The following is a 12,572-nucleotide window of genomic DNA, read 5'->3' on the forward strand; positions in this document are numbered from 1 at the left end:
TCACCCTAATAATTTATATACTGCTTTAAATGTTCATATCTCTTTTCCCATGTATTATGCTCGGCATATTCTATAAACATTTCTTTATTTAATGTCTCTTTAATTGCTTCATCTATTAAAGTTATAAATTCTTCATTTGTCTTATATAATTTAGCCGGTGAATCCATTTCAACTACTTCTTGAAGCTTTCTTGACACAACAGGTAATCCGGCTGCAAAATATTCATATAATTTTAATGGATGAATACTATTTGTTAATTTATTATCAACAAACGGCATAATACCCACGTTAGCATGCTTTAAATACTTAGGTATCTCATCATGCGATTTTTTTCCTAACAAATGAATGTTTTTATTTGAAGCAAAGGTTTCTCTTATCTTATCATTTACATTTCCTATAATAACAAAAGCATATTCTTTTAATTTTTCAGCTGCTTTAATAACTAATTCATAATCAAACCATTCTTCTACTGCCCCTACATATACAACAACAGGACGATTTAAATTTTGATACTCTAGGGGCATATCACCAACATTTCCTTTAAACCTATTTGTATTAACACCATTTGGAAGATATAAAACATTTTTATTATGTTTATAAGCAACATCAACTAAATTTTTGGCGGTAACAACCACTAGGTTTGATTTTTGTACAACTTGATTTTGTAAATATATAAGGTTCTTATACGCTCCTTTAAAACCAGAAAAGTCATCAGCCATTCTATGAATCATAAATTTATAATTCAATTGATTTGCTAACTCGTACATTTTTACATTTGTCAGCCACATCACATCTATTTCTTTTTTCTTTAAATCACTACTAACTTTTGAAAAAGGATATTTTATATGATATTCTGCCCAAAATTTTGTATTAAGCCCAGGATATTTACAAAAAGGTAGTAAGACATTAGGATTGTAAATTTCTAAGTTTGTAGTGGGCACCTTATTATTTTTTTCTTTACCGAAAAAAAAGGGTTTAGGTTGATTAGCCCAAACCACATTATTATTTTCTTTAAGAAATTCTTTAGCGTAGTAATGGCTTCCCACTTGAAATACGGTATCATATTGAAGATATTCACACATCAGTATATTCATTTTATTTCCTCTTCTCCATTAGCTGAACATTCAACTATCTCAGCAACTATTTAAATCTTCACTTTTTCTTTGACAATAAATCTGTAGAACATGTAAGTGATAGCATAATAAAAAAGTATATATATATATTTATAGAATAGTATTGATTCGGATTGAAATTTGTGGTAATTAAATTCCCTATAAATAGAGAAATCGGCAGCCATTTATAACCGTCATCAATATTTCTCAGTGTAAATAATAGTAAGCTTATATTTAAGATTACAAAACTCATAAATGAAACTATTCCTTGTTCTAAAAGAATATTTAAAACTTGTGAGTGCACAACTAAATCTGTTGCAAAAAGATAATAAGATGCATAATACGTATATTGTCCAGCCCCTATTCCCATTGCAAGATTTTCTTTGATTACTTGAAAAACATTTATAAATTGTATAAACCTGTGTTCCTGTGTGCCACCACGACTTACAAATAACAAATCGAATATTTCACTATAAAATAAGGATATAATGAGTGTACATCCTATGAGAACCATACTAGCAAATAAAACTTTATAACCAAATTCCTTCTTATTCTTAGATTTCTTAATTAAGAAAATAATTAGTACTTGGCACAAAATAGCCACATATGATATGCGCGTTAAAGTTAATATAACAAATACAATATTTAATAATAAAACTAACAGATTTAAAGAGTTTTTCCTTTTTAAAAAATTGAATACTAGAATAGGAAATAAGATAACCCCTAAATTCCCAGCACCATTACTAGCCCCTATTACTCCAACAACTCTTTTAACAACTTCTAATCCTTCTGTGTAATTAATACTAGCCCCATTTGAAAATAACAAAAAAGACCGATTAAATATGTATTGAATTACTGATAAAATAGAATTAAATAGAGAGAAAAAGCCTACTACCTGAAAAAATTGCATTGATTGTAAGCTAAAACCTCTAACTTGATTAAAGAAGAATCCCATTAACAAAATGTTACAGTACACAGTCAGATGGAATACAAATAAGTTAATATCAAATATTTGTAATGTTAAAAACTGCAAAGGAAAGCAGGAAATAATTACCAACAAACATAAAGCATACGTTGTAATACTGTATGTTTTCCTATCAAAACTAGAAAATGTTTGTTTTTGAATTAACTTATATATTGCTAATGTACAATTCAAAATAACTAAAACAAATAGTAATAACTGTACTCGAATATCTTGAAATTCAACAACAAACATAGTCGGTGAAATATTTAAAGTTATGACCACTAGAATTATAGACATAAAAATAATAATGGTATTTTTTTTATTCTTCCTCATAAGAATTAAACATAAAGAAGAAAAATAAAGAAATAAAAATAGACTTAAAATAAATATTAATTTCATATGTAGTAACCTCATGGATTTAAATTACTTATTACTTAAAATCAGCAATATGTCCCTAAATAATTTGATAAGTTCCTGACATTATTGGAACATTAACAATGCCATTCCTTACTTTTTTAATTGTTTGATTCGGTAATAACAATTTTCTTTTTTCACAACCAGAAATAGACAGGGTTACTTCCCCTAATTCTACGTCTCGATTATTATCCTTGGTTTGTACGAAATAAAAAGTACCTTCAGATGTAGACTTAATTAAAAAATTATCCCTTAAATATACATAACTCGCCAATTCAGTACCTGTACAATACCATACATTCTTATTACGAAGATATCTAAATATGGTTTGTAAACTTTTAGTATCATCAAAAATATTAGGCATTTGTCTTCTTCCATCATCCCTAGAAGGTGCAATATGCTCCTGGATACTAATGACTAATTTCCTCTTTAGTAAATATTCAATTTGTTGTAACCTTTTTTGTACTAAATAGTTTTTCAATAATTTTTTTAATATCCCCTTAATAGATATAAAATTGCTATTTAATACACTTGTCAATAAACCACCGTTTACTGTTGATGGTATGTCAATAACATTATTATCTCCAAACTTTTTGATATCATAATTAGATAATAAATTTTTATCCCTTCCAGAAACTTTATCTACTTCTCCCTCCTCTATGCCTCTATTCCAATATCTACACCACCATAAAAAATCTGTTTTATCTATACTAAGATCTGAAAACTCATTACTAGTATAACCACAATATTTTCCACCTAAAGGATTAACACCTATTGCATCTTTGTAGATTCTTTTTCCTTCCTCAACAACATCCACAGCTTTTTCTAAACTCGAAAAAAGTTCCCATTCTTGTTTGAAATCCAAATTAGTTTCTCCCACTTTACCATGAGTAGTTCCATGATATGCAATTTCAAATCTGGGGTTTTGATGAATGTCTCTAAAAAATTTTTTCGTCGCTTCATCATGGTTAATCTTTTTTGATATTGAGGGCGCTACCGGCTCTTTTATCATTCCCACTCTAACACCTACTGGAACAAAGAATGTAGCTTTAACCTCTGGAAATTCCTTTAAAACAACTTCGTTTAAATATCGAAAAGATGATTTTTCTTCGTTTTTCCAATAACCCCAATCTTCACCTAATTCTAATTCCCCACTTTTAGTTGTATCTACCCAAACGTTTGCTAAATCGTCTATCATAAACATAACTGGAGAATCTGAATTATTAAACCACTTACATATTTCAATATTCATCATATCTTCTCCTTATTAAAATATTTAATACTTTAAATTACTTTTCATTTAATCTTTATTATACATTAGCTCAAAAAATTAAATAGTTTTGAATATTATCTATTTCTTTTTTACTATTGACAACAGAAATCTCCTAATTTCTTGAATATTAGTAAATTTGAAAACAATCAATAATAAAACATATACTATACATAGAAATACATTACAAATAAATTCAATGTATAAATTTTGAATTGGAGAAATCAGCATCCAATATACCCCATATAATAAAACGAAAATGGTAAAATATTTATATGGATATAGTAAGCCTAATCCTAAACTATAGTATTTTTCACTAAAATAATAATAAAGAATATTAGCCACTATATAAGATACAATTGTCGCTAAAGCTGCACCATTTATCCCAAGATGAGGAATTAGTAATATATTTAGCACTATATTTATAAGAGCACTAATTACAACAATTAGAGAATTTAACATCATTTTATTTGCTACATGTAAACCTAAAGAATAAAATTGTCCAATTCCCCATATAAAATGGGAAATAGCAATTAATGGAATAATCTTATAAGCCTCTAAATATTCATTTGTAGCTAAAATACTAATCGCTATCTTACCAAATATAGCTAATCCAAAAATACAAAAACAACCTACAATATTGTAGATTCGAAACATATTTTGGATTTTTTGTTGACCGCCTTCTTCTTTATAAACCTTAAATTTATAAGCTGTAAATACTTGAGCAAATGGCGTGATAAAAACTGGATTGATTAACATTCCAATTTTTGAGGATATTGAATACACCGCAACTGCTGAATAATTGATTAATTCTTTAATAAAAAAGCGATCTATCAAATTTAATATCCATGCCGAAATTTGTCCTAACAATAAACCTCCACCATAATACAGTATGTTTTTAAGATATGGTACATGAATAGTAATTTTATAATTTTTAAAGTCTAATATAAACAATACAATAAAAACTAATAGATTCGAAATTAAAGTAGCCTTTAATATACCTATAATTCCATTGCCCAAAATCAAAATATAATATGTGGCTAATAGAAATGTTAAAATTAAGATACTTAATTGTACTATGGCTACCCTAAAAGCTTTAAATTCCATTTCATAATAACTAGTATAAATAGCAATCAAACATGTCAATAAAGAAGTTATTACTATAACTCTAATATAAAGAGTGACCTCCTTGTCACCACTAAAAACATAGTCACTTATTAACGGACTAATAAAATATACAAATGAAAAAACAACAATCCCCCATAATACTGAAAAGTTTAATGCTGTATTTTTCAATGTTATTTTATTTTCTACATCATAAAAAAATCTTTTTAATCCCGAATATACCCCAATTGTAATAGCAAGGCCTAACAATTGTTGTATGGTATTTAATAATTCATATTTCCCATAATCATTTTGTGATAAATTACTAGTATATAAAGGGATGAGTAACATATTTATTAGTTGTGTTAGAATTGAAAATATAAAATATACAGTCCCACTAGATATCAACTTATTACTATTTAAACTCATACTTACCACTATTCCTTAACTTAAAATTATTTCTTAACCACACGAGTAAAAGTTTTTTTAAAGTTTAAAATGTGAACATAATAATAAACTAAATTTTTTATAAAGCCTAACCCCTTATAGCTTTTTTCAGAATACAAATTTCCTTTTAATATGTTTACAATAGCTTTTGAATATCCTAGTTTCTTAGCCAACTCTAAACGCGAGTAAACCGAAAATTTATGCACACCTTTACCACGTTTTTCTAAAAAAGTATAATCATCAAATAAATACACTGTATTTTTACTAACTTGAACATCAATATTTATAGTACCATCTCGCGTATCTCCAATGGAGAGGTGGAAATAACCATATAAATCGCCTTCCTTGTCTACTACTACATATGGTATATGTTTATCCTGTTCTGCAATTCTCTTTTTTAGAATTTCATATTTGTAACTACCTACTTGGTTACCATATGACTCAATCATTGTTTTCAAATGATACATTTGCATCGGCATTAATGCGTAACAATTATATTTTTCCTCATAAGGAACCATATTATAATTATTCAAGTTTAATATATATCCATTGGAAACCGTGAAAAATTTTGTTTTAATTTTTTTAATTATAGTTTTCATACTCCGATTTCTAACTTTATTTACTAAGCTCATCATCTATTACCTTTCATTATTTTCTTAGAATCATATCATTATTCTATCTAGTCATTATCTTTTCTTACTTTAATTAAATGCCTCTTATAATGTATAAAGCTTAGCAAAGTATTTCCCTTTTTAGTGTATGTATAGATTTGCTCTACTTCTTTCATAAATTTTAACTTATAAAAATCTGTTCCCGCACCCTCCGAATGTAATTTAATATTCTTCTTAAAGCTATCCTTAATACTTTCTTCTACTGATAGAGTGCCTAATTCTAGATTTCTAAATTCCCTATCATAAGCTGCGTCAAAGCAAAATTTTATATCATTAAAAAATAAATTCAGTCTGTACGCAACACAATCATTGTTAATCCTTCCAAATATAACCTCGCTTGGTAAACTATCGATAATTGTTTTTACAAATTTCTTCTTATCTTCATCTAAATAAATACTACCTTTGCCGTCCTCAAGTTTTGAGCGGGAAATCCTTACAATGTCTTCAAAGTTTTGATTATTTATTCTTTCAATTACTGAATCATAAATTAATCCTTTTTTCTTCATTTTATTAAATGCTGTTCTAATATTTTGCTTTAATTTTTTTGAATATACCTGATTTTTGTATTCATCGAACTCATTGAAATCCTCAATTACCAGATATGGACATCCTGATAAAACTTCTGCATCTTTACTATTCAAATCAAAATTCTCAGTAGATTTTCTAATATATTTAAAGTGTAATAAATCAAATTTATAATTACTATAAACATATCCCATAATATAATCTACATCCTCTTTACTTAAACCTCTACCAATAATATCAATAAAGGTTCCACCCCATTGTTGGCCTATAAATTCTATCATTTTTAATTTAATTCCATATTTTCTATGGACTACTTGTATTAATGGAGCTATTGCGATTAACTCTCCTTCTTTATACAGAAAGATTACAATGATTTCTTTTTTATAACCAAATTGATTATCTTCTCTTGGAAAAAATACCTTTAGAAAGCTTTCTATCCAATAATACGAAGTGGTTATATTTTGATTATTTATTTTTTTTTCAAATTTCAACCACTCATTTTTTTTATTTTGTACATCTTCTAATGAGCTACATACATTAATCTGATACATTTTATCCTCCAAACCTTGCTAATTTAATATTTTTACTTAGAGCTTACCTCTCTATAAATACTGAGCAAGTTCTCTGCATAATCTTGATTATTTATCACACTTATCTCATCAACATACTCATTATAATTTTGAATAACCTTAATTACTTTCTCAAATAAATCATCTACGTTCCGGGATTCAAACAATATCGTACCTGTTGGTCTTTCACAGACTTTGCTTGCTATAGAAGGTACCTTATAATGAATTGCTTCTGTAATTGATACTCCCAAACCATCAGTATTAGTAGGCCTTATAAACAGATTTGTTTTTTGGAGAATAGGATAAAACTCTGTATTTTCTACCTCATAAAACATAATGTGATTTTCCAATTTATATCTTATTATTCTTTCTTTTAACTCTTGATAATACGTTTTTTCAAGTTCTGTCTGACTATCTTTATCTAAAACAGCAAATAGTAAACTCGTTTCTATTCTGTTATCTTTTAATTTCTTCATTAATTCAATAAGCATATCAATTCCATACAAGTCCTCATTTTTATAAAAACGTACACATCCGTTTGCACTAATAAGGAAAGGCGTTCTTTTTATGAAATCCCAAACTGTTTCTGGTATGCTAAGGATATCTTTCTTATCCTCTTGCGGATGGATATATCCTGGAACTGTAATTACTTTTTGATGTTTTATTCCAAATTGAATTAGGTCATTTGTAATTGAATTATTTACACAAATAATTTTTTCAAGTTTATTTAGACTTTTTAATAATAAATATTTAGTAATAAAATTAGAACTCTTTAATTGATCAGTTAGACTTTCTCCATGTACTGTTAATATAATTTTTTTTCCAAAAAAATTATATACTCCTAAAAGAATACGAATTTTTATATCTATGGAATGAAAGTGGAACACATCAGCCTTTAAAAAAGGAAGTCTACACATAAAAAATTTATAATTTTTTATAGGATAAATATCATCTTCTTCTCTTCCCCAATTTGCTTCATTGTATACTGCACTTTCTATCTCTCTTTCATCTAAAAACTTTTTTGTCCTTTTTATATGAACAGAAATCCCACCTATAGGGGGTGGGACTGTACCAATTATATTAATTTTCATAATATAAGCTCTCCTTTTAGTTCTTTTTAAGAGCTAGTTATTTCTCTATACTGTTTCTAAACAGCGATTTTGAAAATCTACTATGCGTTTATCTCTAATTATTCCTTTGTCTATAATTAAAGCTCCTAATAATACTTTATTTTCTATATCTTCAACAATAAAATCTATATATTTACAAATCTCTAAACTTAAAGATCTAGAAACAGTTTTATAAAACATAGTTGGAGTGTGATCTACTACATAATGTAAAACTCCATCAATTTCATAGACAGGATTACTTATACTAGTTGGAACACTTGTCTCTACAGCTTTATGTGCATCGCAACTAATATCAATAATCATTGCTCCTTTTTTCATGCGTTTTAAATCTTCCTTATAAATAATATGATCTGTACGATCAACATCCCAAAGAATTGCGTTTACTAACACATCGTATTTACCAAGTTCTTCCTGGAATAAAACTTCTGTTCTTCTATCATACATTACAACATCAGCCCCAAGAGCAACTAGCGTTTTATATGCACCTCTTCCTATGTTTCCGCGTCCTAAAATAGCAACCTTTGTCTCGTATGGTAATTTCCCATATAAATTATAAGCGTGTAAAACTGCAGCTTCCCCAGCTATCTCATTATTTCGCCAAAAAACGTGTCTTCCACTTTCAAACATATCTTCCCAAGCAATTGCAGTTAGTTTATTATTTATAAATTGATCTGTTATATCTTTATTTTGAACTGCATGTATCCATCCAAAAACAAGCTGTCCTTCCCTTAAATCTTCTAGATATCCAGCGTCACCAGCTTTAGGATCACATATAACATCCCTAGACATAACAATATCTCTTTCAACTACATTAACTCCCATATCAATATACTGTTTATCTGTAATTCCTAAAATTTCTCCGTATCCCTTTTCAACATATATCATATCTTTATTACTAATGTTTACTATATCTTCAGGCACTAAAGCTCTTCTTTTTTCATTTTTTTTATCACTTATAGGAAATCCAATTGTTTTTTTCAATGTTTAGTCCCTCACTTTATATTAGAGATAATAAATCTATGTTTTTGGTTTAACGGCCTATCTATATGGTTTACTATTCTTACTTCAATATTAATATTAGTATCTATTCTTTTTTGAAGTTCATTACTAAAACGAATCCCCTCAGCTTCTGTATAATATTGGTTTGGTACAATAAGTACTTCCAATTGATTATAATCTTTTTGTACTAACTGTAAATCCCTAAAGTTTTCAACATGACGAATGGCAAATTCCAACATAGTTGGTGAATAATGCTTCCCATCCTCAGTCACTAAAAAGTCCCCTGATCGTCCATCAATTTCTTTTACACTGACATATGGTTTACCACATTTACATTTACAGTCGCTTCCAGATATTGTTGCAATATCTGATGTTTTATAACGAATAAGTGGAAAAGCATAGTTATTAAAACCTGTCCCCACAATTTCGGCCATTTCATTTTCTTGATTGACTGAGGATCCATTGTTATCTAAAAATTCCACAATACCATATTCAGGTAAAACATGGTACCTGCTACATATTGGGCAATATTCCATTAAAGCTAGACGTTCATTATGCCCATAATAATCAATTACTTGAGTATTAAAAGCCTTTTTTATTTCTTCTCTTTGAAAATCGTACATTTTTTCTGAGGAACAAAAAACAGCTTTAAACTTTCCTATTTTTCCTGACAGTTCATTTCTATTAATATATTTAGATAAGAGATAAATCAATGAAGGGTATGCTTGTATAAAAGAGGGTTCATATTTTGAAATGACACCTAATATCCCCTCCATTTTTTCTTCATCTAAATTTCTAGTATTTATAGATATTACTTTATTATAAGGACTATATTTATATAATTGTTCACTATCATTTGCATCTCCTCTTAACACTAAGCATAATTGCCCTTCATAACCATACTTCTTCCATATACGATTAAAAAATGCAGCTTCTCTATTGTTTGTAGTATCTGTATTGTAGAAATGCATTGGGCTAGAAGTCGTGCCACCTGTATTAATAGACTTAATTTTACTTATATCAATATTTTTAGCTATAAATTTTTCTCTATTTTCTTTAACCACGGACTTATCTATAATAGGGATTTTCTTCAAATCTCCAACATCCCTAATATCTTTTACACTAATCCCATATTGATTAAACATTTGAGTATAGAAAGGAACATTTTCATAAGCATGCTTAATTAATAACTGTAATTGTGTATTTTGAAATTCGGCTATCTTTGTAGCATCCCACGAAGAAGAAGATTCTAAGAATCTTACATACTCTTTATACTCTTTGCTTTCTCTCAACTTTTGAGGAATTAATGCAGCCATATATAATAGCGGTAATTTAAATGGGTACGGTAATTTTTTTATAGTATTCTTCAAACTAATCATCCTTATAATTTTTAAATACTAAAGATGTCTCTAGGTGAGAGGCAGAAGTTTTCACCACTAACTTTATACTTTCCTTTTTCCTCCCATAACCATCAGAAACAAAAATAGCTTCATGATCTATTTTCATATTTTTATTTACTTGTAAGACTCCATAAACATGTTTTTTTGAAATATGTACCTTGTTTCCTTCAAATTTGACCTTAACTTCAGGATCTAGAATGAAATTAAATTTACACTGGTCAAAAGTTTTTTCACCTATTACATTATCCTTGATATTTATCTTATTTCCCTCTAAATATATAGCCCTCTCATGAATTACCCCACATTTTTTTAAATACCCTCTATGCTGACCTACAAATTTACTATCTTTAAAATAATTACCTTTTGAGAAACTTTGTTCTGCCATCTCAAATAAATGATATTTCTCAAAATCATTTTGTTCATACGGTGGGATTTCAAGCGTATTATGCACACTCGTGCTTCTAAATAAGTTTCGCATTTTATAATCAGCTGTATACGTAAATGTGCCTGAATCAATAAAAATATCTTCGCCAGTAACGCTTAAAGTAAAGCTTAACTGATCATTATGGCTATGTGCTCCCTGTCCTCTAAACGATAATTCCCCGCATCGAATACAGCAATATACATCCTCATTCCGTAAGATGTAATATCCACCACTGCTAAATGCTTTAGATTCCAATAAGAACTGCTGCTCGATATCAGTCCAGCTTCCCGTACACCATAGGGCATCCTCCCTATAGTCTAAACCAAAATACCGAAAATCATCCCTATTGAAAAATTCACCTGCAATTGCTAGTAAATGTCGAAAGTCATTTTTATTCCAGGAACCATAGTTAGAAAAAATAATAAGTCTTCCGTCATCCGCATCCCCAATTAACGGACTTTTTCCATTAGGTTGATTTAAATACATTAAGAAATCACACATTTTTTCTAAACGCTCAACATACTTTTCAGAAAAGTTAATACTATTTTCCTTACATAATATAGTTGTAATTAAAAATAATTCGGTTACCAATCTATGATACGAGGTGGAGGCTTCATAATTTGTCCCATCTTCATTTACTTGTACAAACATCTCTTTTTCTAGTTCAGCTACTCCATACGCTAACCACTTCTCGGGAGTATTACTATTAAAGACTGAGGAGAGACTAAACTGCTTGAAATATAACCCTAACCAGACTAATCCTACTATATTAGATAAATAATGATTACCAGTATGTTCACCTTTATTCTCTAAATTTTTATAAATAAACTTTCCGTGCATATATAAACTCTTATTGAAAACTTCCCAAAAATCCTTATCTATTTCTCTCGAATCTCTGAAAAGACAATAACCAACTATCCAATTTACAGCCCTAATTGCTACGTCCATTGTACATGTCCAATTCACAGACATCTCAACAGGATTCTTCTCTATCCAATCTATTATCTGTTCTTTAAACTCAACTGCATATTTTTCATCTTCCATTACCCAATATGCTTTCCCTAGTGTAAAAACATGCTGGAATCTTGATAACTCCCATGGTACCTTGACATCAGCTTTATTCTGCAAGTCAATTATTTTAATTTCTTTATAAAACTGATTATCCCAAATAAATCCTGTTTTAAAGTCCTTATTCCATAATATATTCTTCCCTAATTGAGCATCACCAGAACCTAATAAATTAAAGGTATGATTATATATTTTTTCAGCATCCCCAATAAGTTCTGCCTCTCCACCCAATTTTTTTAATTTGCTCATATAATTTAATTTATCTCTTGTTTCAAATAAAAAATTACACAGTGGTTGGAAATTCTTAAAAGCTTCTTGTTCCACATCTATTAAATTTTTCGCAACAACTAATTTACGTCCTTTATAATATATAGCCTCATACGATTTTTGAGCTATCTTGCGAGCAATTATATGGGCTGGTTTTCTCCTTAACTTGCGTACTCTCTGTAAGAACCTTGACATTCTTGCCCTCCAA

The 12,572-nt window shown here is 28.7% G+C and carries 10 protein-coding genes; all 10 read right to left on the reverse strand.

Going from position 1 to position 12,572, the window contains the following annotated elements; all coding sequences use genetic code 11:
- Nucleotides 1-5: 5 nt before the first annotated feature.
- On the reverse strand, nucleotides 6-1,094 hold the full coding sequence (locus ACTL4X_RS26465) for a glycosyltransferase (protein ID WP_001023777.1): 1,089 nt from the start codon (nucleotides 1,092-1,094) through the stop codon (nucleotides 6-8).
- 58 nt (nucleotides 1,095-1,152) lie between these two features.
- Complete coding sequence (locus ACTL4X_RS26470) at nucleotides 1,153-2,475, reverse strand: O-antigen ligase family protein (RefSeq protein ID WP_071740942.1); 1,323 nt, start codon at nucleotides 2,473-2,475, stop codon at nucleotides 1,153-1,155.
- A 55-nt stretch (nucleotides 2,476-2,530) separates the two neighbouring features.
- Nucleotides 2,531-3,742: a hypothetical protein gene (locus ACTL4X_RS26475; protein ID WP_318788154.1), complete on the reverse strand. Its 1,212-nt coding sequence runs from the start codon at nucleotides 3,740-3,742 to the stop codon at nucleotides 2,531-2,533.
- Nucleotides 3,743-3,841: 99 nt separating this feature from the next.
- The gene (locus ACTL4X_RS26480) at nucleotides 3,842-5,293 is read right to left on the reverse strand and encodes a lipopolysaccharide biosynthesis protein (protein ID WP_071740943.1); all 1,452 of its coding nucleotides are present in this window, start codon (nucleotides 5,291-5,293) and stop codon (nucleotides 3,842-3,844) included.
- 26 nt (nucleotides 5,294-5,319) lie between these two features.
- Nucleotides 5,320-5,910 carry a hypothetical protein gene (locus tag ACTL4X_RS26485; protein ID WP_225989788.1) on the reverse strand — a complete coding sequence of 197 codons (591 nt, stop codon included), beginning with the start codon at nucleotides 5,908-5,910 and terminating at the stop codon, nucleotides 5,320-5,322.
- An 80-nt stretch (nucleotides 5,911-5,990) separates the two neighbouring features.
- On the reverse strand, nucleotides 5,991-7,058 hold the full coding sequence (locus tag ACTL4X_RS26490) for a GNAT family N-acetyltransferase (RefSeq protein WP_000284357.1): 1,068 nt from the start codon (nucleotides 7,056-7,058) through the stop codon (nucleotides 5,991-5,993).
- 32 nt (nucleotides 7,059-7,090) lie between these two features.
- Nucleotides 7,091-8,167, reverse strand: coding sequence for a glycosyltransferase family 4 protein (locus ACTL4X_RS26495; RefSeq protein ID WP_071740944.1), 1,077 nt, complete (start codon nucleotides 8,165-8,167; stop codon nucleotides 7,091-7,093).
- 45 nt (nucleotides 8,168-8,212) lie between these two features.
- A complete protein-coding gene (locus ACTL4X_RS26500; RefSeq protein WP_000750924.1) occupies nucleotides 8,213-9,187 on the reverse strand; it encodes a N(5)-(carboxyethyl)ornithine synthase in 975 nt (324 codons plus the stop codon).
- An 11-nt stretch (nucleotides 9,188-9,198) separates the two neighbouring features.
- On the reverse strand, nucleotides 9,199-10,521 hold the full coding sequence (locus ACTL4X_RS26505; RefSeq protein ID WP_225989789.1) for a phenylacetate--CoA ligase family protein: 1,323 nt from the start codon (nucleotides 10,519-10,521) through the stop codon (nucleotides 9,199-9,201).
- 55 nt (nucleotides 10,522-10,576) lie between these two features.
- Nucleotides 10,577-12,559, reverse strand: coding sequence for an alginate lyase family protein (locus ACTL4X_RS26510; protein WP_071740945.1), 1,983 nt, complete (start codon nucleotides 12,557-12,559; stop codon nucleotides 10,577-10,579).
- Nucleotides 12,560-12,572 lie beyond the last annotated feature (13 nt).

It is taken from the genome of Bacillus sp. RE35, assembly GCF_052146655.1.
Classification (GTDB): domain Bacteria; phylum Bacillota; class Bacilli; order Bacillales; family Bacillaceae_G; genus Bacillus_A; species Bacillus_A cereus.

Coding starts and splice junctions, on each gene's coding strand:
- ACTL4X_RS26465 (WP_001023777.1), bottom strand. CDS start 1,094: ATGAATATACTGATGTGTGAATATCTTCAATATGATACCGTATTTCAA.
- ACTL4X_RS26470 (WP_071740942.1), bottom strand. CDS start 2,475: ATGAAATTAATATTTATTTTAAGTCTATTTTTATTTCTTTATTTTTCT.
- ACTL4X_RS26475 (WP_318788154.1), bottom strand. CDS start 3,742: ATGAATATTGAAATATGTAAGTGGTTTAATAATTCAGATTCTCCAGTT.
- ACTL4X_RS26480 (WP_071740943.1), bottom strand. CDS start 5,293: ATGAGTTTAAATAGTAATAAGTTGATATCTAGTGGGACTGTATATTTT.
- ACTL4X_RS26485 (WP_225989788.1), bottom strand. CDS start 5,910: ATGAAAACTATAATTAAAAAAATTAAAACAAAATTTTTCACGGTTTCC.
- ACTL4X_RS26490 (WP_000284357.1), bottom strand. CDS start 7,058: ATGTATCAGATTAATGTATGTAGCTCATTAGAAGATGTACAAAATAAA.
- ACTL4X_RS26495 (WP_071740944.1), bottom strand. CDS start 8,167: ATGAAAATTAATATAATTGGTACAGTCCCACCCCCTATAGGTGGGATT.
- ACTL4X_RS26505 (WP_225989789.1), bottom strand. CDS start 10,521: ATGGCTGCATTAATTCCTCAAAAGTTGAGAGAAAGCAAAGAGTATAAA.
- ACTL4X_RS26510 (WP_071740945.1), bottom strand. CDS start 12,559: ATGTCAAGGTTCTTACAGAGAGTACGCAAGTTAAGGAGAAAACCAGCC.